Origin of the sequence: Longispora albida DSM 44784 (assembly GCF_000379825.1) — a bacterium.
Classification (GTDB): domain Bacteria; phylum Actinomycetota; class Actinomycetes; order Mycobacteriales; family Micromonosporaceae; genus Longispora; species Longispora albida.
The window spans coordinates 272,581-295,856 of record NZ_KB903837.1 but is presented as its reverse complement, the minus strand read 5'-3'; the positions used below and the strand labels follow the sequence as shown (position 1 = coordinate 295,856).

At 72.3% G+C, this 23,276-nt stretch carries 17 protein-coding genes; 5 read left to right on the top strand and 12 right to left on the bottom strand.

Features of this window, described 5'->3' with window-relative positions:
• Positions 1–10: 10 nt before the first annotated feature.
• From A3G1_RS42005 to A3G1_RS37435, 4 genes are read right to left on the bottom strand one after another with little or no spacing between them, the layout of a single operon-like run.
• Complete coding sequence (locus tag A3G1_RS42005; protein ID WP_083937190.1) at positions 11–3,583, bottom strand: DUF5682 family protein; 3,573 nt, start codon at positions 3,581–3,583, stop codon at positions 11–13.
• Positions 3,567–4,718 carry an ATP-binding protein gene (locus A3G1_RS0129525; RefSeq protein ID WP_018353118.1) on the bottom strand — a complete coding sequence of 384 codons (1,152 nt, stop codon included), beginning with the start codon at positions 4,716–4,718 and terminating at the stop codon, positions 3,567–3,569. Before A3G1_RS0129525 ends, A3G1_RS42005 begins: the two co-directional genes overlap by 17 nt.
• Complete coding sequence (locus A3G1_RS0129520; protein ID WP_018353117.1) at positions 4,715–9,403, bottom strand: hypothetical protein; 4,689 nt, start codon at positions 9,401–9,403, stop codon at positions 4,715–4,717. Before A3G1_RS0129520 ends, A3G1_RS0129525 begins: the two co-directional genes overlap by 4 nt.
• 1 nt (position 9,404) lies before the next feature.
• Entirely contained in the window at positions 9,405–10,262 is an 858-nt protein-coding gene (locus tag A3G1_RS37435) for a DUF4132 domain-containing protein (RefSeq protein ID WP_018353116.1), read from the bottom strand.
• Between the two features lie 321 nt (positions 10,263–10,583).
• Between A3G1_RS37435 and A3G1_RS0129510 the strand changes: the two genes are divergently transcribed.
• Both A3G1_RS0129510 and A3G1_RS0129505 read left to right on the top strand, forming a co-directional pair.
• A complete protein-coding gene (locus A3G1_RS0129510; protein WP_018353115.1) occupies positions 10,584–11,039 on the top strand; it encodes a MarR family winged helix-turn-helix transcriptional regulator in 456 nt (151 codons plus the stop codon).
• Complete coding sequence (locus tag A3G1_RS0129505; protein WP_018353114.1) at positions 11,036–11,455, top strand: organic hydroperoxide resistance protein; 420 nt, start codon at positions 11,036–11,038, stop codon at positions 11,453–11,455. Before A3G1_RS0129510 ends, A3G1_RS0129505 begins: the two co-directional genes overlap by 4 nt.
• On the opposite strand, the gene A3G1_RS37430 is transcribed toward A3G1_RS0129505, so the two are convergent.
• From A3G1_RS37430 to A3G1_RS0129475, 6 genes are all read right to left on the bottom strand, one after another.
• Positions 11,439–14,252 carry a helix-turn-helix transcriptional regulator gene (locus A3G1_RS37430; RefSeq protein WP_018353113.1) on the bottom strand — a complete coding sequence of 938 codons (2,814 nt, stop codon included), beginning with the start codon at positions 14,250–14,252 and terminating at the stop codon, positions 11,439–11,441. The genes A3G1_RS0129505 and A3G1_RS37430 overlap by 17 nt on opposite strands.
• Positions 14,253–14,284: 32 nt before the next feature.
• Positions 14,285–14,449, bottom strand: a complete 165-nt coding sequence (locus tag A3G1_RS40960) for a hypothetical protein (RefSeq protein WP_018353112.1) — start codon at positions 14,447–14,449, stop codon at positions 14,285–14,287.
• Between the two features lie 40 nt (positions 14,450–14,489).
• Complete coding sequence (locus A3G1_RS40955) at positions 14,490–14,654, bottom strand: hypothetical protein (RefSeq protein WP_018353111.1); 165 nt, start codon at positions 14,652–14,654, stop codon at positions 14,490–14,492.
• Between the two features lie 70 nt (positions 14,655–14,724).
• Complete coding sequence (locus A3G1_RS39175; RefSeq protein WP_157641484.1) at positions 14,725–15,612, bottom strand: GNAT family N-acetyltransferase; 888 nt, start codon at positions 15,610–15,612, stop codon at positions 14,725–14,727.
• A gap of 11 nt (positions 15,613–15,623) precedes the next feature.
• Complete coding sequence (locus A3G1_RS0129480) at positions 15,624–17,276, bottom strand: glycoside hydrolase family 36 protein (protein ID WP_018353109.1); 1,653 nt, start codon at positions 17,274–17,276, stop codon at positions 15,624–15,626.
• A gap of 1 nt (position 17,277) precedes the next feature.
• Entirely contained in the window at positions 17,278–19,281 is a 2,004-nt protein-coding gene (locus A3G1_RS0129475; protein WP_018353108.1) for a S9 family peptidase, read from the bottom strand.
• A gap of 141 nt (positions 19,282–19,422) precedes the next feature.
• Here A3G1_RS0129475 and A3G1_RS0129470 point away from each other — a divergent pair, with 141 nt between their 5' ends.
• Positions 19,423–19,818 (top strand): DoxX family protein, encoded by a 396-nt coding sequence (locus A3G1_RS0129470; protein WP_018353107.1) that lies wholly within the window; start codon positions 19,423–19,425, stop codon positions 19,816–19,818.
• Between the two features lie 73 nt (positions 19,819–19,891).
• Positions 19,892–20,026: a hypothetical protein gene (locus A3G1_RS42205; RefSeq protein ID WP_018353106.1), complete on the top strand. Its 135-nt coding sequence runs from the start codon at positions 19,892–19,894 to the stop codon at positions 20,024–20,026.
• Positions 20,027–20,038: 12 nt separating this feature from the next.
• On the opposite strand, the gene A3G1_RS0129460 is transcribed toward A3G1_RS42205, so the two are convergent.
• Positions 20,039–20,488: a peroxiredoxin gene (locus A3G1_RS0129460; protein WP_018353105.1), complete on the bottom strand. Its 450-nt coding sequence runs from the start codon at positions 20,486–20,488 to the stop codon at positions 20,039–20,041.
• A gap of 49 nt (positions 20,489–20,537) precedes the next feature.
• Positions 20,538–21,698 (bottom strand): alpha/beta hydrolase-fold protein, encoded by a 1,161-nt coding sequence (locus tag A3G1_RS37420; protein ID WP_018353104.1) that lies wholly within the window; start codon positions 21,696–21,698, stop codon positions 20,538–20,540.
• A 135-nt stretch (positions 21,699–21,833) separates the two neighbouring features.
• Between A3G1_RS37420 and A3G1_RS0129450 the strand changes: the two genes are divergently transcribed.
• Positions 21,834–23,255, top strand: coding sequence for a WGR domain-containing protein (locus A3G1_RS0129450; protein WP_018353103.1), 1,422 nt, complete (start codon positions 21,834–21,836; stop codon positions 23,253–23,255).
• The last annotated feature ends 21 nt before the right edge of the window (positions 23,256–23,276 follow it).

Sequence of the window (23,276 nt, the reverse complement as noted above, 5' to 3'; positions counted from 1 at the left end):
GCCCTCCGCATCATCGGACCTTCTCCCCCACCCAGCGCGCCAGCTCCAGCGGGCTCAGCGCGGCGACCGGCATGCCGGCGGCCACGAGCTGCTGGGCGATCGGCACGGAGTACCGTGGCTGCCCGCCGTCGTCGAGGCTCGCGCAGCCGAGCACAGTGCAGCCCGACTCGGCCAGCGCCCTGGTCTCGGCGAGCAGGCCGCTGACCGGGTAACCCTCCTCGAAGTCGCTGACCACCACGACCATCGTCCGGGAGGGGACCCTGACCAGCGACCGGGCATGCCGCAGCCCGGCGGCGATGTGCGTACCGCCACCGACCTTCACCTCGAGCAGCAGGCTCAGCGGATCACTGACCCGGTCCGTGAAGTCGGCGACCTCGGTGGAGAACGCGAGGAAGTGCGTGCTGAGCGCCGGGACCCCGGCGAGCACCGACGCGGTGAGCGCCGACCAGATCACCGAGGCCTCCATCGAGCCGGACACGTCGACCACCAGGATCAGCCGCCAGTCGACACCCTTCCGCGCCCGCGTACCGAAGATGGGCTTCTCCGGGATCACCTGCACCGAGCCGTCCGGCAGCCGCCGGGTGGTGGCCAGGTTGGCCCGGATCGTGGCCGGGAGGTTGAGCTTGCCGCCCGACCGGCGGGTCGGCCGGGGCGTGCTGAGCCCCGACAGAGCCGACCGTAGCCGGGTCGCCAGCTGGCGGGTCAGCTCGCTCACCAGCCGGGCGACCAGCGGCCTGAGCTTGGCCACCGCGCCCTCTGGCAGGCCGCCGGCCAGGGTGAGCACCGACTGGAGCAGCTCGACGGACGGCCGGACCCGCTCGGGGTCCAGATGCGCCGCGACGTCGAGCCTGCCGCTCTCGATCGCACTGGCCAGTACTTCCTCCCTGACCCCCTCGCCGAACAGTGCCGCCAGCTCCCCGGCCCATTCACGGACGCTCGGGAACGAGGCCTCCTGCCCAGCCCGGGCGGCCGCCTCGGCAGCGGCACCCTCGCCCTGCCCGATGCCGTACAGCTCGTCCAGCGCCGTCGCGTACCGGCGGGCGGACCCGGCGAGCGATTCGTTCTCCCGGCCCAGCAGCAACCGCCATCGATCCAGTGTGGACAGATGCCGCTCCGCTACCGGAACGGTACTCACCAGCGCGCTCTCAGCCCCGCGCGACACCGGCACACCGTCCACGAGCTCGACAGGCACCGGCTCGCCCGGCAACAGCCTGGCAGGCTCTCCGGCAGCCGTCGCCCCGTCCGGCAGCAGCCCGGCAGGTATCAGCCCCGCAGCCTCCAGTGCCGCCCGCCCGGCCAGGTCCGCGCGCACCCTGGCCAGCAGAAGCGCCGGGTCGACGGAATCGTTCAGCCGGGCTCCGCCGCCGAGCCGGTCGCTGACCACGCTCAGCAAGCGCGTGCGGCCGGCCGGGCTGGCGGCCTGGAACCCGCCGCGCAGCGCGGGCAGCCGGCCCAGGAACTCGCCGTCCGCCAGGTACTCGACGCGTTCGCACAGCGCCTCGAACACCGGCCCGCCCGCCTGCATCAGCGGCTCCGCGACGGTCAGCAGGCCGGCCAGCCGGTCCTGGAGCTGCCTCCGGCTCTCGGGTGCCGAGGCGTTGTCCACCCACGACGTGACCCGGCGAGCCAGGACGGCGGCGTCCTCCGCCCCGATCAGGACCAGGACGACCTGAGCCGCAGCCCCGATCAGGGGTACGCCGTCGGCGGCCAGCCGCCCCAGGGCGCTCGTCAGCCGCAGCAGCGTCCCCGCCGCCGCGCTGCGCTGGGCGAGGGCAGCCAGCGCCCGGGCGTCCGCCGGGTCAGCGGAGCCGGCCAGCCCGTCGAGCTGCCGGACGGCCGCGTCCTCCACTTCGGACGTCACCGCGTCGAGATCCGGCAGATTCTCCGGGCTCATACCGGGAATGTGCCCGGCGCGCAGCCGGTCGAGCAGGGCTAGCGCCCCGGCCAGCTCAGGCAGGCTGGCCGAGGCCGGCACGACCGTGCCCAGCTCAGCCAGGCGCTCGGCGGCCACGGTCCGCAGGCCGCACTCCGCAGCCGAACCGAGCCCGCCGATCACGTCGGCAGGCATCGGCCCGCCGTCAGCGGTGGCCCGGCGATACTGCTCGGCCAGCGCACCGGCCGCAGCCTGCGCGAGGGTGACCCCGCGCATCCCGGCCAGGTCGGTCATCGCCTCCGCCTGCGGCGTCCACCGCATCGTCCACCGGGTCGAGAACGCGTCCCCGCCACCGAGCCCCGCGACGGCGGTCTCGGACCCGTAGGAGACCCCGCAGGCCGTGAGCCGCCGGAGCGTGATCTCCCGCCGCCGGTCCAGGTCGGAGCGCAGCGGTTCGAGCCGCATCTCCTTCTCCGGATCACCCGGGCCTGGCAGCCGCAGCGCGGCCAGCTCGCCGAGCACCGCCGGCCGCAGCCCGGAACGTGGCGCGCCGGGTGCCAGGACACCCCGGCGCTCCCCGACCATCACCTTCTCCATCGCCGTGGCGACGGCCCGGCCCCGGCCGAGGACCTCGCCGGCGGCGAGCACACTCTGCACCGCCTCCACGATCTCCCCGCGCCCCGGAGCTGGCAGGCCGCGAAGGCTCGCGAGGTCGATGGCCAGCCGGAGCGCTTCCCGCGCCTCGGCGGGCCCGGCCGGGTGGCCCTGTGCGCGCAGCCCGGCGCAGATCGCGGTGATGGCGGCAGCCGCAGCACCCTCCACCCGCGACGGATCGCCGTCAGCTTCGAGCACGGCCTGCTGCCAGCCGGGGTCGCGGATTCCCGCCGGATAACCGGATCGCTCGTCGAGCAGCCCGAACGTGTACGGCACGAGCGACGTGGCGACCTCACCCGCCGGTACCGGATCGGGAGCCACTTCCCCGCCCCGGTCCAGTACCGGAGTGTGGAAGGCACCGGCCAGCACCGCGACCCGGCCGCTCTCGGCCGCCAGGCACCGGCGCATCCACGCTTCCCGGCGCAGGTCGAGCCGGCTCACGCCCGCACCGTCCACGGTGTCCTGGCGCATGGCCCAGCCGACCAGGAGCGCGGCCCGGCGGATGGCTTCCGGGCCCGAGCCCGGTGCCGGGGCCTCCACCGTCCGGTCCCACATGTCCTCGTGGTCCCGGCCGGTGGCGCTGGCCCGCAGCGCGTTCCCGAGCCACGCGACCGGCTGAGCGCCAGCGATCACCGGCTCGCCTTCCCGGGACCGCCAGGCCCCGTCGGCCAGCGGGAGGTCGCAGGGCACGACCCGCACGCCGTGCTCAGCCGCCCACCGGATCGCGGCCAGCTCCGGCGAGAAGTCGGCGAACGGGTAGAACGCCGGCCCCTCGCCCTTCGCCACCCCGGCCAGCGCGACCGGGGCGACAGTGCCCGGATCGGCCAGCCAGGACAGCCACGGCTCCAGCTCGGGCGGCAGCTCCAGCAGCAGCACGTCGGGCCGGAAGCCGTCCAGCAGGGCAGGAACGGCCCCGGCGAGGGCTGGCGAGTGGTGCCGGACTCCGATCAGGAACGGATCCGTGCTCCCCGCCAGCCGCCCGGCCACTTCGGCCGGGTCCTCCGACGTGCTGAGGGCCTGTAAGGCCGCCGAGGATTGTTCAGCCCGCAAGGACATCCCGCAGCTCCCACAGTTCACGCCAGAGCCGGGCTCCGCCTTCGGCCCGGCGGCGTACGGCACCGTCCCAGTAACCGAGCAGGGTCGCGCCGTCCGCAGGGTCGTCCTTGCGCACGACGCCCAGCAGGTGGCCGGGCACGAGGGACAGCACGTCCCGGTCACCGGGGAAGTACGCGGCGGCCAGCCCGAGCGAGGTCGCCACCGACACCGCCTCCGCCGTGCTCATCACCGTGGACGGGCGCTGCACGTCCCAGCCCTCCACCGACTGCCCGCCGCGCAGGTCACGGAACGCCGTCACCAGCACCTCCAGCACGGCGTCGTCCACGCCGAACGACGTGCCCGACCTGTCCAGCGCCGCCGTCGCCTGCCGCCTGACCAGCTCGGTCTCGGCCGCCAAGTCGCTGATCGGGCCGACGGTCTCGAAGTTGAACCGCCGCTTGAGCGCCGCAGACATCTCCGACACGCCCTTGTCCCGCAGGTTCGCCGTGGCGATCACGGTGAACCCGGGTGCGGCGTGCACGACGCTGCCGTCGGTACCCGCCAGCTCCGGCACCGCGATCCGCCGGTCCGACAGGATGGACACCAGGGCGTCCTGCACCTCGGGCAGGCAGCGCGTGATCTCCTCGACCCGCGCCACGCCACCGGCCCGCATCGCGCTGAGCACCGGCGAGGGCACGAGGGCATCCGGGCTCGGCCCATGGGCGAGCAGCTGCGCGTAGTTCCACCCGTACCGCAGGTGGTCCTCCGTCGTGCCCGCCGTCCCCTGCACGGTCAGCGTGCTCGTGCCCGAGACGGCGGCGGCCAGCAGCTCGGACAGCATCGACTTCGCGGTACCGGGCTCGCCGGCCAGCAGCAGCCCCCGCTCGCCGGCCAGCGTCACGACACACCGCTCGATCAGGGCGCGCTCGCCGACGAACTTCTGGCTGATCTCCAGCTTGCCGGGGAGCCCGTCCACAGCGGACGGCAGCTCCAGCGGCCGGTCGCTGCCCATGATGAAGGTGACGACGGCGCGCGGGGTGAGCCGCCAGCCGGGCGGCTTCGGGCCGGAGTCGTACGCCGCGAGGAACGCCAGCTCCCCGGCGTGCGCGTCCTCGGCCAGCTCGACCTGGCGGATGGTGGTGGTGTTCGTGGTCACTTGCGGCGCCTTCCGGTGACGAGTTCGTCGAAGCGGGGACCGTCGCCGTCGCGGACCCGGGACCAGGCCAGGGCGAACAGCTCGGGAATGGACACTGCTGGCAGGACGCCACCGAGGAACAGGCCGTCCCCGTCGCCGTCGGAGAGCATCATCGGGCGCTTCCAGGCCTCCAGTGGCAGGTTCGGCGCCTTGAGCGCGAGCCAGCCGCCCGGCAGGAACAGCGACCGGCCGGCCCGGGACCGCTTCGCCTCCGTCACCAGGCTGGTGCCGGCCAGCTCGGCCCGGGCCTTCTTCAGCCTGGCCGGCTTCCAGCCCAGCCAGGCCGCGACGTTGCGGTCCGTCGGGTCGGGCAGGGCGAGCAGCTGGAGGTACACGGCTGCGGCGTCCTCGCTCAGCCCGTGCTCGGCCACCACCTCGGCGACCAGGGCCGGCACGGAGACGGACGGGTCGAGCGGATGCCCCTCCAGCCCGGCCAGCGCGGGATCGAACCGGACGGCCCCGGCGAGCTGTCCACTCAGGACGGCGCGCAGAGCCGGGATCGCGTACCCGGGATCGAGATGGGCGATCACCGCGCTGATCGCCGGATCGTCCGGTCCGGTCAGCCCGGCCGTCCTCAGCCAGACCGGCCGCCAGTACCCGTCTTCCTTGATCTCCAGCGCAGGCGAGAGCGCGGCGATCTTGTCCGCGTCCTCCTTGCCCGTGTACCCGGCCTTGACCTTCGTGCCCGGCCGGGCGAGCAGTTCCCGGACGGCGGCCTCCGCCCGGGGCAGGACGGCACGGAGCGGGTCGGAGGCCGGCAGCCGGTACGCCAGCCACGGCAGCGTCGCCGCCAGCGTGACCACCAGGTTCATCGCGTCGTGTTCCTCCTTCCCCGGATCCGGGACGGCGGAGAGCCAGCGGCACGTGTCCGGGTTGGCCAGGCCGTGCAGCAGCTCGGAGGCGCGGAGGTGATGGCAGACCCCGGCCTTGTCGAGCGCGACGATCAGGTCGTCACTGACCGGCTTGCGCACGCCGTTCGCGGCGACCTGCTCGGCGGCCACCCCGGCGAACTGGGGACCCGAGTCCCACAACGCGGCCCGGTCGGCCGGCAGCAGCTTCGCGAACAGCTCCGCTCGTGCCGCGCCGGTCGGCCAGCGGGTCAGCGCCGTCGACGCGGCGGCGGCGCTCACGCCCAGCGACTCGTGGTCAGCCTTGGCCGGCAGGCCCGCGAGCAGCACGGCAGCCTCGGCCAGGCTGACCCCGGCCGCCTCGCTGAACTGCTCAGCCCACTCCTGCTTCCAGGCCAGCGGACCGCGCTCGGCCAGCAGCTCGACGAACTCCAGTGCCGCGTCCGCTTCCAGGTCGCCCTGGATGAGGACCTGCTCGCTCTGGATCGAGCCGAGCGCCAGCGGCCCGGTCTCACCGGCCGGGCTGTAGACCAGCGTGTCGAGCTCGGAGTCGCCGTTGCCTCCCTTGCTGGCGCTGAGGACCAGCACGCGCCGGCCACCGTCTTCGAGCGCCTGGCCGTCCTTGGGCACCTCGATGCCGGAACCGGCCTTCATCCCGATCCTCACCCGGCGCAGCTGCGCCCCCGGCGCGTACAGGCCGGTGCCGGCGCACAGCTTGACCAGGCCGGACAGCGCGGCACGGGACTCGGGTGCCGTGAACGGCGAAGCGGCCAGGTACATGGCGGTGGGCAGCAGGGAGAGGGCGTCGAGCCAGTCGCGGTCCACATAGGGCAGTTCGACGGGTCCGGCTGGCAGCTCCGGTGCGGTCAGGGCCGCCGATGCCACCAGGATCAGCTCTGCGGCGCTCGTGTCGCGCCGCCAGCAGTACCGGATCACCGAGTCCAGCGCCGAGTACAGCGCGTCGTCCCTGATCTCCGCCGGGACGACGGGACGCGGAGGATGCCGGTCGGCGGTCTCCTCCACCTCGCCGGCCAGGATCGCCCGGTACCGGCCCAGCGTCCCGGCGAACCTCCCGGCGAGCCGCACGATCGAGCTCACCCCGGCGACCAGGCCCGGGTGCGTGATGGCCGGCAGGACCTCGCGGACGAGCCCGGTGAGGTCGTCCTCTGGCTTGGCGGCGAGCGCACCGGCCAGCAGCGCGGTGGCCTGCTCGCCGGTCAGGGCACGCAGCGCGGCCGAGCCAGCGGCGTCCCGGACCCGGAAGTGGTGCCAGTACTCGGTTTGAGGGATGAGCGGCGTGCCGTACGCGTAGTCCTGCTGCCCGTTGTCGATCGCGTACACGCCGAGCACGAAGCCGTCCTCCGCGACCAGCACCATCCCGCTGAGATCCTGCATGGTGGTCAGCCCGGCCACCTCGGAGGCCCCCGGGAACCCGAACGCACCGGTCAGCGCCCCGTGCCGCTGGCCAGGGGACTCCCGGAGCACGAAGGTCCTGCCGTCGATGCCCTCACCGGCGAAACCGGTACCGGGCACCCAGCGCACCCGCCAGCCGGCCAGCCCGTCAGCACCACCGAGCGGGCCGTCGGCGGCATCCGGCGCCGGGAACAGGTCGCAGGACGGCCGGTGCAGCGGCTCGCCGTCCCTGACGCCGGCGGAGAAGAAGGCCGGCATGGACTTCCGGCCGGTCGTACCGGTGGCCGGGTCCAGCTCCACCCACGCGTACTCCTCGCCGCTGGTGGTCGAGCCGACCCAGAAGTTCACGCCGTCGCTGATCACGGTGCCGTTGGTGAACCTGTCGGCCTGGTCGCCGGGCAGGAGGATCCGGGCACCGGACGTCCGGCCGCCACCGGGCACGGCGAGCGACCGCGTCAGGTACGAGGAGAACGCGTTGTCCGGGATGACGAAGACGTCGGACGGGTTCCCGCTCCAGTAGGCGGCCCGCTCCGGCCCGATGTCCCAGGACACGAGCAGCTGACCGTCCACATAGCGCATCGTCGTCCGCCACAGGTACCGGCGCTGGTCGGCCGGGATGTTCACCGTGTGCTCGGACTCGACGCCGCTGGGGCCGGCCACCACGGCGACGCTGCCGCGCTCCCGCCACAGCACCATCTCCGGCCACTGGGCGGCCATGTGCAGCTCGCCGTGGTTGTCGGAGCTGCCGAGCCTGGCCACAGCTTCCTCGAAGGCAGGCCAGCCCCACTCGTCGAACACGCCGGCCCGCAGGGTCCTGGCCAGGGACGGCGTGACGTCGTAGGACGTGATCGCGGCCGAGGCCTCCGGGTTGATCTCGAAGCCAGCCGCGCAGGCGATCGGCCTGAGCCGTTCGAGCCGCTTGTCGAGCACCGGCAGGCCCAGCTCGGTGAGCCCCGCTGCGAACTCGGCCAGCCACGTCCGCACCGCGGCCCGCAGGCCCGGCACGGCAGCGATCTTCTCGACGAGCTGGTTGTCGGCTGACCCGTACCCGCGCCGGACAGCATTCTCCGTGCCGGCGATCAGTGCCCGCGTGTACCGGGGATCGGCAGCCACCGCCGCCAGGTCCCGCGCACCGGGCGCCTCGTCCTCCACCCAGCGCGGCACGGACAGGGGACCCTGGTCGCGTTCCGGGTCGGCGACGGGCACGCCGGAGGCCAGGCACACGTCGACCAGGTCCAGGTCGGCGGACCAGCCGGAGCCGAGGACCACCGGCACCGCGTCGGCGGCCAGCCTCGGCGCCATCCGGGTGACCAGGTCGAGCAGCTCCGCGCACCGGCCGGACCTCCGCCAGTACCGCGCGCCGCGCCGCTCGGCCATCCGGCTCAGCCAGCCGGCCGGCTCGCCGGTCACGCCACTCGGGGCGACGAGCCGGTCGACGGCGCCGCACTCCTCCAGGATGGACAGCCAGACGGGGTCGGCGCAGTTCACGGCGTGCAGGCCGAGCAGCTGCTCCTTGACCCGGTCGTCACGGTGCGCGATCCGGATCAGCGGCGCGCGGTACGCCGTCCAGAACGCCTCGGCCGCCTGGCCCACGGCTGGCGAGGCCAGCAGCTCGGCCAGCACCGACTCGTCGGCCTCGGCCTGGTCGAGCTTGGCGGCCTTGGCCAGGCGGCGCAGGTCGGTGTGCATCGCCGCGTACGGCGGCAGCCCGCCGAGGGTCCGCTCGACGCACAGCCGGCGGAACCGGGTGTAGGCGTCCGCCGGGCTGCACCGGGCGGCCAGATCCCGGGCGTGGCCAGACAGCGCCTTGGCCGTCAGCGCGCCGGCCAGGGCGAACTCGAGGAACACGGTGTGCTGGCGGTCGTCGTCGATGGTCAGCGCGTAGGCCCGCTCGGCCTCCCGCGCCTTGCCGAACATCGACGCGGCGAACGTGGGGCTGTCGGAGGCGATGAACGCCCGGCCGGCCTCCTCGTAGAAGGTGGGCAGGAAGTGCGGGACGGCCAGCGCCAGCCGGTTGCCCAGCTCGTCGAAGCCCTCCTTGGCCTGGCCGGTCTTCGACCTGGCGATCCTGGCGAGCCGCTCGATCTCCTTGACCAGTGCGAGGGCGTGGTGGCCGTTGGCCGGGTCGTTGACCAGCGCCCAGGCCGGGAAGCCCAGCGCCTGCTGCCGGACGTAGCCGACCTCTGCGACCCTGGCTGGCTCGGCGAAGCCGAGGAACTCCATCGACAGGTCCTCCGCGCCACCCAGGGTGGCCGGGACGAGCCGGACGAAGGTCTGGCCGAGCACCGGGTGCTCGTAGTGCCGGGCGGTCAGGGCGTCCACGGTGTCGTCACCGGGGACTGCCGCCGTCAGGACGGCTCCGGCCTCTAGCAGTTCGGCGGTCATCTCAGGCCTCCTCCGTCTCGTTCTGGTTCTTGTCCGGCACACGCCCCGCGTACAGCGCCGCGGCCATCCGCATTCCTTCCGACCAGGCGATCGGCCCGACCTCGCCCAGGGTCAGCGCCCCGCCGGACGGGCCGGTGAAGACCAGGTCGCCGGTCTCGGCCTCGTAGTAGGGGTCGTCGGCGCCGATCCAGCACCGCGCCTCGGAGGCCTGGCCGCCCTCGACGACCCGGCAGACCGCGTAGCCGCCCCGCACCGGGTACCCGAGGGAGGTGGCACGGCCGGTCAGGTGGCGCAGCTGCTCGTACCGCCCGCCGGAGAACTCGGTGACGCTGCCGGCCTGCGCGTCGAGGCCCTCCGGCTTCACCCACGTCTCGCGGAAGAGCTGCGTGGCCGACTGGCTCACCCCGAGGTCCGCCGCGAACTCGCGGAAGTCGTCGAGCTCCTCGATCAGTACAGGATGAAGAATTTTGATCTCAGTGGTCTTCACCCGCAGCGTGTCACCGTCCACAGTGACCAGACCCGCGCCCTCGGGGCCGGCGTCCCGGAGGAAACCCGTTTCCTCGCCAGCGGTGACCACGAGATCAGCGAGCGCGGCCCGCCAGCAATCGTCCGCCCACACCTCGCTGACCAGCGCCATCGGCACCGGAAGCGAGCGGATCATCCACTTCTCCACCTCGGCCGCGCAGTGCGCCTGGTGCCTGACCAGCCATTCGGTGAGCTGGCGCAGCCCGGTCACCACCGGGTCCTCGCGCAGCGCGGCGGGCAGCGACCGCAGCTCCTTGCCCTTGGCGTTGCGGGCGACGACCGTGCCCTCGCGCAGTGTCACCTGATAGCCGCCGCCAGCGGCCAGCCAATTCATCCGGGATCTTGTCCTCTCAGACACCTTCCGCCGGGCACACTGGTGCCCAGGCAGCCGCACAGGATGCTCCCTGTCAGACAACCCCGTGGGAGCGGATACGGGGCAGGTTAGTAGCGGCCACCGACATTTTCTCAATCGCGCAGCTCAGCGCCGATATGGACAGTCCATTCCGGCCACAGGCACAGTCCAGGGCCAGCCCCGCTGACACCCAAAGCCCCAAACCCATAATTTTGTACTGATAACGCCCAGCGCCCACCGTCGCGGCGATCCGTGACCCGCATTACGTTGTGCACAACTTAATTTCCCACTACCTTTCTCCTCATGGAGAACGAGGCCCCGCGGAACACCATGGCGCTGAGCAGCCAGCTCTGCTTCGCGCTCTACTCCGCCTCCCGGGCCATGACGGCCGTCTACCGCCCGATGCTCGCCGAGCTGGGCCTGACCTACCCGCAGTACCTGGTCATGCTCGCCCTGTGGGAGCGCGACGGCCGGACGGTCTCCGACCTCGGCTCCGACCTCCAGCTCGACTCCGGCACCCTGTCGCCGCTGCTGAAACGGCTCGAAGCCCTCGGCTTCGTCACCCGCCAGCGCAGCTCGGCCGACGAACGGCGGGTCGAGATCGCCCTCACCGACGACGGCCGGGCGCTGCGCGGCCGGGCCGAGGGCATCCCGGCCCGGCTGGCCTGCGAGATCGACCTGCCCGGTACGGACTTCGCAGCTCTCCACCGCACGCTGACCGAGATCACCACCACCATCCACAGGAGACACTCATCATGAAGGTTCTGTACACGACCGAGGCCCTGGCGACCGGCGGCGGCCGGGACGGCGCGGTCCGCACCGCCGACGGCCTGCTCGACACCACGCTCGCCGTGCCGGCCGAGCTGGGCGGAGCCGGTGGGGCGACCAACCCGGAGCAGCTGTTCGCCGCCGGGTACGCGGCGTGCTTCCACTCGGCCCTGCGGCTGGTGGCCGGCAAGGCCGGGGTGGCGCTGGACGGTTCCACCGTCGCGGCCAAGGTCGGCCTCGGCGCCAACGGTGCCGGCGGTTACACCCTCGCCGTGAACCTGACGGCCGCGCTCCCCGGCGTCCCGGCAGAGCAGGCCAGCGCCCTGGTCGCCAAGGCGCACGAGGTCTGCCCCTACTCGAACGCGACCCGGGGCAACATCGAGGTCACCGTCAACGTGGCGGCCTGACGCCGTCCAGATAGGATCGTGCTCCCCGGCGGCCGGGCAGGCCCAGCTTGCCGATCAGGTTCGCCACGTGTTTCTCGACCGTCCGCACCGAGATGAACAGCCGTTCGGCGATCTCGGCGTTGCTGAGCTGCCCGGCCAGGAGCTCCAGCACCTCGTACTCGCGGACGGTCACCCCGGCCAGCCGCGCGGCCTCCGGTACCTTCTCCGAGCCGCGCCGGTGCTGGAACACCCGGGCGTCCGCCGAGCGCAGCACCGCACGGCTGGCCGCTGCCACAGCGGTCAGCCCGTGCGCGTGGAAGAAGCTCTCCGCCGTCCGCGCCCAGCCGACCGGGTCCCCCCAGCCGGCCGTCAGCGCCTCCTCGGCGGCCAGCCTGAGGATCAGGTGCGCGGCGAGCGGATAGGTCTCCGACAGGGCTGCCGACTCGGCCATCGCTCCCGCCGCGGCTTCGCCGTCGCCGTCCCGGCCGAGCAGCACGGCGCGGCTGGCCGCGACGAACTGGGCGTTCCACCGCATCCGGGTACGGGCGTCGGCCGTCAGCTGCTCGTAGTCACCCCAGCCCGATCGTCCAGACAGGACGCCCAGCAGGAGGCGCAGGCCGAAGCGGCCGGACAGCCCGTACGGGCTCTCGGTAGCCCTCTCCTGTTCGGCTGCGCGGTCGAGCTGGGCCCTGGCCCGGTCACGGTCCTCCTCCAGGAGTGCGCACACCGCGTCGGCCAGGCCCCATCCGATCGGCGGGTAGTGGGTACCGTCCCCGCCCAGCGCCGTCAGCTCCGCCATGTGCCTGGCGACTCCGGCCCTGTCCCCCTGGTGGCCGGCCAGGATCGCCTGCCCCAGGATCAGGTACCTGGTCACCTGCCCGCGCCTGGTGCGGGCCGCCATCGGCAGCGCCTCGGCGATCAGGGCGGAAGCCAGCTCGTAGTCCCCGTTCTGCACCATGATCATGACGCGCAGGCAGTCGATCTGGCTGTACACGTGCACGGAGCCCGACCGCTCCGCCTCGGCCCGCGCAGCCTCCAGCCTCCCCGGCCGTCCCATGTGGAGCGCGTCGTTGGTACCCAGGTGGACCAGCGCGTCGATCCGCCAGCCCGCCACCCCGATCTCGTCGGCGATGCGCAGCATCTGGCTGAAGATCTGCTCGGTCTCCTCGGCACTGCGCAGCCGGGCGGCGAACCCCAGCACCTTGAGCGCCTGGTACCTGACCTGCGGGTCGGGGTCTGTGACCGCGCGCAGCGCCAGCTCCTCGGCGCGCGCCCAGCCGCCCGGCCCCGGTTTGCCCTGCACGGCGCGGGCCTCGATCACGTCGAGCAGCGGCAGGCTCGACCCGCCCAGCAGGTCCCTGGCGATGGCGATCTGGGCGAGCCCGGCAGCCCTCCGCCCGGCGATCAGTGCCGCGCCGGCGATCCGCGCGTGCAGCACGGCGAGGTCGGCGGGCTGGAGCCTGCCGGACAGCTGGGCGAGGTCCCGTTCCAGGAGGAGTGCCCTGTCCACCTCGCCGACGGCGCTGAGCACGGTCAGCAGCAGGTCCAGCGCCCATGGCTCGGCTCTCAGGTCGCCGTGGAGGGCCAGCGCCCGGTCGATCAGCGCCAGGGCCGATCCGGCAGCGCCCGCGCCCAGCGCGCGCCGGCTGGCCTCCGCGAAAAGCTGCGAAGCCCCGGCACGGTCGCCGGCGTCGGCGAGCAGCGCCGCCGACAGCTGGCACCAGTCGCCCGGCAGTCCACTGTGGATCTCGTGGATGGTCCGCGCCATCGTCTCGGCCATCGCGGACCGTTCCTCGGGCAGGAGCTGGCTGAGCAGTGCCTCTGCGGTCAGCGCGTGCCGGAACACATACCAGCCGGGCTCCGCCTGGTCCGGCGCCAGCAGCCCGGCGTCGACACCGGCCCGCACCCCCGGCTTCGTACCGGCGGCCGCCGCCACGACCTGGTACGGGAACCGCCGCCCCAGCAGTGCCCCGAACCGCAGCAGCGCGTGCAGGTCCCCGCCGAGCTTCGCCGCCCGCTGGTTGACGCTCGCGGCGACGGTGGCCGGTACGCCGTCCCAGGCCGGCGTGCCGGGATCCTCCGGTACCCACCGCCCGTGGCTGCGGACCAGGCGCACCCCGGCGAGCAGTTCCTCGACGACGAACGGGTTGCCCTCGCTGTCCCGCCAGGCCCGCGCGGCCAGCTCGGCGGGCAGCGCGCCGGCGGGCACGCCGAGCAGGCCGGCCGACAGCTCGCGTACGTGCCCGGCGGTCAGCGGCCCCAGAGTCGTGATCCCGGCGGCCCGGCGCTGGGCGGCCGAGTAGGCGAGGTCGACGGCCGGGCAGGGCTCGGGGCGGGTGGTGGCCACGAGCAGGACGCGATGGCCGCCGAGGTTGTCCGCCAGGTACTCCACCACGGCCAGCGTGTCGGTGTCGGCCTCGTGCAGGTCCTCCAGTACCAGCAGGCAGCCGCCGGCCGCGCTGTCCGCGGCGAGCAGCCGCAGCACGGCCTCGCCGAGCAGGATCGGCGAGTGCTCGACGGTGCTGTGCGGCCAGCTGGGGCCGAGCAGCCCGGCCAGCGACTCCGGTACGCCGTCGTGGAACAGCGGGGCCAGCGCCTCGGCGAGCGGCCGGAACGGTATCCCGGCCACGGCCCCGCCGGCCCGGCCCCTGCGGACCCGCGCGCCGGTGGTGACCGCGACCCTGCTCAGCTCGGCGGCCATCCGGGACTTGCCGATGCCTGCCTCGCCGAGCAGGAACACGGCCTGACCTGCCCCGGCCATCGCGTCGCGCAGCACAGTGGACAGCGCGGCGAGTTCGCGCTCGCGGCCGACCAGCACGCCCGCGCGCGGCGGCCTCGCACCGAGCCGACCTACCAGAGGTCGTCCTCCTCGGACTCGAAGCTGGTACACAGGACCACGTCGCTGCCGGTGGTGGGGTGGTCACCGCTCCGGTCGAGCATGATCTGCCCCGCCGGGTGGCCGGGGCTGGTGCGGTCGGGATCCTTCCACAACCGGACGACGTCTTCCGCGCTCATGGTGTGCCCCTGCCTTCTCTGGCCGCCGCCGGGCGGCCTGTTACCAGATCTCGTCTTCGTCGTTCGGGAAGGTCGTGCAGTCCATCAGGTCGCTGAACGGCCAGCCGGCGATCGCGGTCACCGCGAGCGAGATCTGCCCGGCCGGGTGGTCGGCAGCCGTGTTGTCCGGGTCCTTCCAGGAACGGACGACGTCCTCAGCGCGCATCGCTGTCTCCCTGCTTCAGGTCGGAGTAGCCCCGTGGCGTCATCATTGTGCGACCACATTGGACTGGCGGCTAGACCTTGACTTTGAAGCCCAGTGTCCGGCCGCTGCCGACGAAGCCCAGGCTGGTGTAGAGCGCCTCCGCTGGGACGTTCTCCGCGTTGTGGTTGACGGTCACGCGAGTCAGTCCAGCAGCGCGCATGGCATGCATGGCGTGCAGCATGACGGCGCGCCCGAGGCCCTGCCGCTGGAATTCCCGGTGTGTACCGACCGGCTCGAAGTGCCCGATCCCGTTGACCGGATCGGACCACCACACGGTGTACGCGGCGACCCGCCCGTCCGCCGTCACAGCCACGATCTCGCGCGCCGGATCGTAGCCCGGCTTGGTCATCACGGCGTCCCGGTACTGACGCCCCGTCCAGTCCTCGCCGAACGACTGGTTCCGCGCTTCGGCGAGCTGGCCGGCGTCGTCCAAGGTGGCACTGCGGACGACATATCGATCCACTGTGGAGACGGGCGGCAACCGGGCCAGATCCCGCTCCCGGATGTCGTCCCAGACCCGGAAGTACTCGAAGCCCAGCCGTTCCAGCACCTCCACCCGGGCAGCGTCAGAGTCCCACACGTCCGTGAGCACGTACTCCTCGCTCGTCCCGGCCGCCGTCACCTCCACGGCATGCCGGATCATCGCGGCCTCGGCCTCGGTACCGCGCAGCCGGGGCGCAGTGAACACGTCGAAGGCGTTCCCGAAGCGGCGGCAGATCGCCAGCCCCGCGATCCCGCCCTCGTCCGCCCACAGCCGCACGACGTCGCCCACCGGGTACCGGCCGCGCAGGTTCTCGTAGATCCGGTGCGGGATCTCGCCCACGTGGTCGTACCCGGCCCGGCCCGCCGCCGCGATCCAGCCGGCCACGGCCTCCACCACAGCCGGGAAGTCCTCGTCCCGGTACCCCCGTACCCGCACCCGCTTCTCCCTCACGCCACGCTCAGCAGCCCGCCCCTCGGCACCCGGACCGTGGCGAGCCCGGCCGGGAAGTCCACCGGCCCGGCCCATACCACCACACCCGTGCAGCCCCTGACCTCGGCATTTCGCGTCTGGCCCGGCTCTGCCGCGAGGATCACGCGCTCGTCGGCGTCGGCGTTGGCGACCAGCAGCCGCCCGCCCGGCACCTCGACCGGCAGCGCCGAGTACCGCCCGGCGATCGTGGTGACGCCGTCGGTCGCGACGACCAGCGGATAGCCCTGCTCGGCGCGCGCCGGCCGGAGCAGGCCGAGCTGGAGGACGCCCAGGTGCTCGCGGGAGAAACCCAGCCAGAAGGCCACGGCTGCTCGTTGCGCGTCCGTCAGCGCCGTGAGGTCGGCGGAGATCTGCGGTACACCGAAAATGGCATTGATCAATTGGGCGGCGATGTCCTCCGGCGAGCTTGCCGGGTGCCACGTGACCGGGTCGGCGTGCACGGCGAGCGGGCCGGCGGTCAGCCGCAGGTCGATGATCCGCTGCCGGTTCTCCGCCGGCGACAGCGGGCAGTCGGCGGCGCGGACCATCGTCGCGTACGGCCACAGCAGGGGGCTGACGTAGTTCTGCCGGTGCTCGACCAGGACGTCGGGCCTGACCTCGCGCAGCCGGGCGTCGAGCTGCCCGAGCAGCTGGGCCAGGGCAGGCATGACGTCCGGGTCGGCATACGTGTCCACGAAGTCGACCTTGAGCCCGTCGCAGCCCCACTCGGCCACGGCTGCGGAGAGCTTGCCGGTCAGGAAGTCGCGGACCTCGGCGTGCCGCGGATCGAGCACACCCGCCTGAAGGTCCGGAATCTCCTTGAGCAGCAAGGGTTTCAGCTCACTCCAGGCCGCGGACCGCTCACCCAGGAAGGGCAGGGCGAACCACAGGATGTACGCGAGCCCGAGCGACCGCACCCGATGCACATGACCCGGCATGTCCGGGAAGACGGGCTCCCACTCTCCACAGTGGCCATACCCGCGCCCCGTGTCGGCCGTCTGCCAGCCGTCGTCCACGATGATGGCCGAGCAGCCCAGCCCGGCGGCCAGAACCGCCTGCTCCTCGACGGCCTCAGCCGTCACGTGCTGGTGCAGGGCATACCAGGTGCAGTAGGTCGGCAGCCGGGCTGCCAGCGGCACAGACCGCGCACTGTCACCCTGCCACCACGCCGCGACCTCGCCCAGCGCGGCGGCGAAGTGCACCCGCCGCAGGTCGATCCGCAGCTCGAACGGCTCGGCGTACTCCGCCCAGAACCGGAACTCCCCGGTCTCCTCGACCACGCCACCCGTCAGGACGGCCTCACCCGGTACCGGGCTGAGCGCCGCCGTGCACAGGCTGTCGTCCCCGGCCCCGATGAGTACCGCGACCGGAGCGCCCCGCGACAGCATCACCTTCGGCGGGCGCGCCCACGACGGGGGGAGCCAGCGCGGCCGGTCGCTGTCCGGCGTCCAGTACGCGACGGCGTCCGCGCACGGGATCGCCCACTCCACCCGGCCGCCGCCGAGCCGGACGACGATGACGCCGTCCTCCTCGGTGATGTCCGGGGCGGCCCCGTCCACTTCGAGCGTCAGGCCCGGCAGCGCGATGTGGACGGGGTCGGCGGCACTGGTGCCGTACGGTCGCCATACCATGTCAGCCGAGCGCCTTCCGCAGGAAGTCGAGCTCGATCAGCGCCAGGTCCTCCTGGAGCCCCGGCGGCGTCATGTGGCTCACGCCCGGCAGCATGAGGACGTTGTGCGGCTGGGCGGCACCGGTCAGCGCCTCCGACAGCCGGACCGTGTGCAGCGGGTGCACGTTGTCGTCGGCGTACCCGTGGATCAGCAGCAGGGGCCGGCTCAGCTTCGCCGCGTCGCCGATCAGCGCGTCGGCCGCGTAGCCATCCGGGTTCTCCGCAGGCAGCCCCAGGTACCGCTCGGTGTACGCCGTGTCGTACCACCGGAAGTCGGTCGGCGGCGCGCCAGCCGAGCCAGCGTGGAACACGTCCGGCCTGCGCAGCACCGCGAGCGCCGACAGGTACCCGCCGTAGGACCAGCCGCGCATCCCGACCCGGGTGAGGTCGAAGTCGGGATGCGCGGCGGCCAGCTCGTGCAGCGCGGCGACCTGGTCGTCGAGCACGACCTGCGACCAGCCGCGGAAGATGGCGCGGGTGAAGGCCGGCGACACGTTCGGGGTACCACGGTTGTCGATCGTCACGACCGCGAAGCCCTGGTCGGCCCACCACTGCTTCTTGTTCCAGCGGCGCGGCTCCAGCGCGATGTCCTGGTACCCGGGCCCGCCGTAGATGTCGATGAGCACGGGCAGCTTGGTGCCGGGCACGTGGCCGCGCGGGTACACGACGGCGGTCGGGATCTGGTGCTCGGTCACGCGGGCGAGGATCGGCTCCACCCGGTACGGGAACTTGGCGGCCAGGTCGGTCAGCGTGTGCCCGCCAGCCGTGCGGACAACACCGTCCACGGTGGCGCTCGTGACGACGATGGTCGCGCCGCCCGTGATGGCGCTGTGCACACCGGGCTGGTGTGTGAGCCTGGTCAGCTCGCCGTCCAGCGTGACCAGGAAGAGGTGCTGCTCGGAGGGGTCGCCGACGCCGGCCTCGATGACCAGCTCGTCGCCGAGGACGCCTGCGTAGCGGCGCACGTACAGCTCCGGCGGCGTGATGACCTTGCCGCCCACGGCCAGCGAGCGCGTCTCGCCGTCGATCGTGTGCAGCATCCGGCCGTCGTCGAGCAGGGCCGGGAGGCCGCCGGCCTGCTCGATCCAGTACTCGTCGGCCAGCGCGGCCCGCTGCGTCGTCTGCCCGCCCTTCGTGATCTCCAGCAGCTGGCAGTTCTGCTGGAGCCGGTCGTAGACGGTGATGATCCGGCCGTCCACCTCGGTCAGGTACGGATAGGTCTGCCGGTCCCAGATCACTTCGTTCCGCGTGCCGTCCAGCGCCACCACGTACAGCGCCGTGTCCGCGATCGGGCCGCCCACCAGCGGATACGCGAACGTGGCCACCGGCTCCTCCGGGCTGGCCGGGTCGGCGACGTGGCGGCGGCTGAGCATCGACTCGTCGGTCCGGACGATCAGCAGCGTGCCGTCGTCGAGCCACCAGTGGCCCCGGCTGCGGCCCAGCTCCTCAGCGGTGTTGAAGTCGGAGATGCCCCACCGGGCGCCGTCGTCGGGGGTGAGCTGCCCGATCCCGGTCACGTACACGGCGTCGTCCTCGACGTACGCCACCCGGCCGGCCCTCGGGCGCGGGTCCCAGGCCCGGCCGCCCGTCTCGATCTCCCGGGTCTCGGCACCGCTGAGGGTCACCTCGAACAGCCGGCCGCCGAGTGTGAAGACCGCGACCTCGCCGTCGCTCGCGTACGACCCGATCCCGGCCGCCTGGAGCCGGAGCCGCTCCCGCAGCATCCTTTCCGCCGCCGGCAGATCTTCCCGGGCGACGGGCCGGCCGAAGAGGTCGAGTGGGTCGGCGAGCCGCCGCTCGGCACCGGTGGCCACATCGACCGTCCACAGTGCGTCGACCGGGTCTGACGGGCCACTGGAACGAAGAAGGAGCAGGCCGGAGCCGCCGGAGGTCACGGTAATGGCCCGGGGGGCGCCGAAGGAGAACCGGCCGGTCCGGGCCGAGTCAGCGAGGTACTGGTCAGGCATGGTAGTGGTATATCACATACCACGAGTTAGGCTAACCTAAAATTTGCTCGGTCAAACATTGACACGGGTGACGTCGCTCGCAAGCATCTTCATATGGCGTACCTCAACAAAATGCAGGGACATGTCGTATCACTGTTCCGCATGGTGGTTGGTTTCCTGTTCGCGTGCCACGGCGCGTCCTCGGTGCTCGGCTGGTTCGGCGGATTCATGGGCAAGGGCGGCACGGTCGCCTTCGGCACCTGGCCCGGCTGGTGGGCCGGCGTCATTCAGCTCGTCGGCGGCATCCTCGTGATGCTCGGCCTCGGCACCCGGATCGCGGCGCTGATCAGCTCCGGCTCGATGGCCTACGCGTACTTCGTCGTCCACCAGGAGACCGGGCTCCTGCCCATCCAGAACGGCGGCGTCGCCTCGGCGATGTACTGCTGGGCCTTCTTCCTCATCGTCTTCACCGGCGCGGGTCCGCTGTCACTCGACGCGGTGCTGAGCCGCAGCCGCACGACGGCACCCGCGCCCGAGCCCGAGGGCGCGAGCGTCTGAGAGTTTGTCCTGGCCAACCACGGGGTATGACCTCCTGGCAGACCTGATCACAGGCCCTGCCAGGAGGTGCGCCATGTCCGCGACTGCCATACGCCACCAGCCGGACCCGCAGCCGGAGCCCGACCCGATCGAGCGGCCCTACGATCCGGAACCCCAGCCGCACGACCCCGTGGAGCCACCCAGCCCGCTGCCCGAACCGCCGCACTAGGCGCCGGTACTACTAGATAGCGCGCAGCGCCTCGAGCGCCTTGTCGGCGTGCACGCTCATCCGGAGTTCGCTCTTGATGATCTCGACGATCCGGCGGTCCTTGCCGATCACGAAGGTGTGCCGCTTGACCGGGAGCAGGCCGATGCCGCGCTTCACCCCGAACTGCGCCGCGACGGCCCCGCCCTCGTCGGCCAGCAGCGGGTAGTCGAACGCGTGCATGTCGGAGAACTGCTTCTGCTTGTCCACGGTGTCGGGGCTGATCCCGACCCGCTGCGCGCCGGCCTCCGCGAACTCGGCCGCCAGGTCGCGGAAGTGGCAGCTCTCCGCGGTGCACCCGGCCGTCATCGCCGCCGGGTAGAAGAACAGCACCACCGGGCCGTCGGCCAGCAGCGTGCTGAGCTTGCGGAGCTGGCCCTGCTGGTCGGGCAGCTCGAAGTCAGGGGCGAGGTCTCCGGGCTTCATGGCAGCAACCCTAGAGCCTCGCACCCTCAGGAACCAGGGCAGGTGACGGTCAAGACACCTCGTCCGGGACATCCGCCCCGTACAGGGCGATCAGGCCGTCGGCCAGCGAACCCCGCCAGCTCACGTAGTCGTGGCCGCCGGAGTACTCGGAGTAGTGCAGCTCGTAGCCCCGGGCCAGGAGCGCGTCCCGCATCCGCCGGTTCGCGTCCAGGATGGACTCGGCGAGGACCGACTTCGTGGTCTCCAGCGAGCCGGCCTCCAGGTACCAGCGGATCGGGCGGGCCGGGCCGTCCGCGACGTCCGCCGCCAGCTCGAAACCGGTCATCCGCTCGTTCTTCCAGCCGAAGGAGCCCGACTGGGACAGGACGGCGCCGAACAGGTCGGGGCGGCTCAGCGCCGCGTACGCCGCGAACGTGCCGCCGAGGCTCGACCCGGTGACCGTGGCCGGGGCCTCGGAGACGTGCCAGCCGGAGCGGACCCAGGGCAGCAGCCCGCCGACCAGCTGCTCCTCGAAGTACCCGGGGTTACAGGACAGTTCCTCGCTCCGCCGGGCGTTCTCGTGACCACTGTGGACGAACAGCGCCACGACCGGCGGGATGCGGCCGGCCGCGATCAGGTTGTCCAGGATCGTGGGCGCGGGAACGGTGTCGGTGACGTACCCGTCGCCGTCGAAGACGACGAGCAGCGGATACGGCGCGCCGTCCGTGGAGTAGCCGTGCGGCGTGTAGACCCAGGTCTCCCGATCGTCGTAGCCGGAGTCGTGGGCGGTCACCTTGCCTGCGGGTACAGAGTCGCCGGCGTTGACCCACGGCTGGGCCGGAGCGTCAGGCAGCTCGACGACCGACAGCTTCGTCCCGCCGGGGAAGACGAACTCCCTGGGGTTGCGCGGGTCGTGGTGGACCTGGAGCGACGGCCAGTGCTCCGGGAGCAGCTCGTTGGCCGGCGGGTCGACGAGGATGCGGTAGGTCGCGCGCAGGTTGTCCGGCAGGTCGAGGGTCAGCGACCACTCGTCACCCTCGTGCCGGGTGAAGGCCGTCTTGCTCAGGTCGGAGAAGTCGCCGAGCTGCCCCAGAAGTACTACTTGTTCTGCTTCGCCCTGCCAGGTGAAGGTCACAGTGGACATTCCGGGTGTGCCGGAGGGCTCCACGATCGGGTTCTCCAGCCGGAAACCCTTGCCGGTGGCCCCGCGGATCAGCTCGTCGGCGTTCATGCTCTCCCCGATGTCAGTATGACCGAACGATTGATGACTGAACGTCTCGCCAGTTTTACGAACCCGGCCGGCCCGCGCCATCGGCCCAACGGCCGGGAACGGGTTTGTCAGACCCCGCCGTTAGGCTCCGCGCCTATGAGTACCGAGACGACGTATCTGGAGCTGTCGGAGGACGGCGGCGGATCGCACAAGTTCTACGAGGTCGTGGTCGAGGGCGGCACGGTGACCATCCGCTATGGACGGATCGGCGAGTCCGGCCAGGTGAAGACGAGCAGCTTCGCCGACCTCACCAGGGCGAGGGCCGAGGCGCAGAAGAAGATCCGCGAGAAGATGCGCAAGGGGTACGAGGAGGCGGTGCAGGGCGTCCGCCAGCGCCGCGCCGTCACCCGCCGTGTCATCCAGAGCGTCGTGTCCACGGCTTCCAGGGCTCCCGTGCTGTGGCGTTTCCGCTCGGGCGCCTCGGCCTTCGGCATCTTCGTCGACGAGCACAAGGCGATGGTGGGCAACGAGGACGGCCAGATCTACACCCTGGCGCTCGACGGCCAGGTCACCCGGCAGTACCGGCTGCCGGACGGCGTGAAGTGCATCGTCGCCGACGACGACTGGATCTACGCTGGCTGCGACGACGGCAACGTGTACGACCTGTCGGGCAAGGCGCCCCGCGTCTCCTACGAGATCGCCCGCGACGTCGACATCTACTGGCTGGACATCCACGACGGCGTCCTCGGCGTCTCCGACGCCGGCGGCGGGATCTCGGTGTTCAACCACGAGGACGAGTTCCAGTGGCGGCGGCCGGGCAACGGCACCGGCGGCTGGATGGTGCGCTGCGACGACCTGGGCGTCTACCAGGGCCACTCCAACGGCGTCACCATGTACGACTGGGAGACCGGCAAGGAGCTGTGGCACCAGTCCACCAAGGGCGGCGTGCTGTTCGGCTGGCAGGAGGCGGAGGCCGTCTACGCCGGTACCGTGCGCAACCAGGTGCACGCGCTGTCGAAGACGGGCAAGCCGCTCAAGGTGTACCAGTGCGACGCCTCGGTCTACTCGTGCGCGACGTCGCCCGACGGCCGGTACGTGTTCGCCGGTGACAACCACTCCTCCGTGTACTGCTTCGACGCCGACGGCACGCGGCTGTGGAAGCTCGGTACCGGCTGCGGCTCGGCGTTCTCCATGCAGTACCGGGACGAGCGGCTGTACATCGTCACCACGGACGGCTCGCTGGCCTGCATCGACGCGAGCGAGGCCGCGATCAAGGCAGCCCAGGCCGGTACCGTTCCGCAGACCCGGGACATCAAGGCGCCGAAGCTCGACGCGATCCTCCCCTCGTCCACTGTGGAGACCGTAGCCGAGGCAGCAGGCGGCGTGATCGTCGAGTGCTACGCGGCGGGCAGCGAGCTCCGGATGCGCGTGGTCAGCCCCGGCTTCCAGCAGTCGTGGCGCGTCCAGTTCCCGAAGCAGATCCGCACGGCCGGCGCCCGGTACGTGGTGGACGAGGTGCGCGAGTCCGTCCGAGGCGGCTTCTACCGGGCGTATGGCGACATCCGCCGGCTCAGCTAGAACCCCGCGTTAACAGCCGCT

Coding starts and splice junctions, on each gene's coding strand:
- A3G1_RS42005 (WP_083937190.1), bottom strand. CDS start 3,583: ATGTCCTTGCGGGCTGAACAATCCTCGGCGGCCTTACAGGCCCTCAGC.
- A3G1_RS0129520 (WP_018353117.1), bottom strand. CDS start 9,403: ATGACCGCCGAACTGCTAGAGGCCGGAGCCGTCCTGACGGCGGCAGTC.
- A3G1_RS37435 (WP_018353116.1), bottom strand. CDS start 10,262: ATGAATTGGCTGGCCGCTGGCGGCGGCTATCAGGTGACACTGCGCGAG.
- A3G1_RS0129510 (WP_018353115.1), top strand. CDS start 10,584: ATGGAGAACGAGGCCCCGCGGAACACCATGGCGCTGAGCAGCCAGCTC.
- A3G1_RS0129505 (WP_018353114.1), top strand. CDS start 11,036: ATGAAGGTTCTGTACACGACCGAGGCCCTGGCGACCGGCGGCGGCCGG.
- A3G1_RS40960 (WP_018353112.1), bottom strand. CDS start 14,449: ATGAGCGCGGAAGACGTCGTCCGGTTGTGGAAGGATCCCGACCGCACC.
- A3G1_RS40955 (WP_018353111.1), bottom strand. CDS start 14,654: ATGCGCGCTGAGGACGTCGTCCGTTCCTGGAAGGACCCGGACAACACG.
- A3G1_RS0129480 (WP_018353109.1), bottom strand. CDS start 17,276: ATGGTATGGCGACCGTACGGCACCAGTGCCGCCGACCCCGTCCACATC.
- A3G1_RS0129475 (WP_018353108.1), bottom strand. CDS start 19,281: ATGCCTGACCAGTACCTCGCTGACTCGGCCCGGACCGGCCGGTTCTCC.
- A3G1_RS0129470 (WP_018353107.1), top strand. CDS start 19,423: ATGGTGGTTGGTTTCCTGTTCGCGTGCCACGGCGCGTCCTCGGTGCTC.
- A3G1_RS42205 (WP_018353106.1), top strand. CDS start 19,892: ATGTCCGCGACTGCCATACGCCACCAGCCGGACCCGCAGCCGGAGCCC.
- A3G1_RS0129460 (WP_018353105.1), bottom strand. CDS start 20,488: ATGAAGCCCGGAGACCTCGCCCCTGACTTCGAGCTGCCCGACCAGCAG.
- A3G1_RS37420 (WP_018353104.1), bottom strand. CDS start 21,698: ATGAACGCCGACGAGCTGATCCGCGGGGCCACCGGCAAGGGTTTCCGG.
- A3G1_RS0129450 (WP_018353103.1), top strand. CDS start 21,834: ATGAGTACCGAGACGACGTATCTGGAGCTGTCGGAGGACGGCGGCGGA.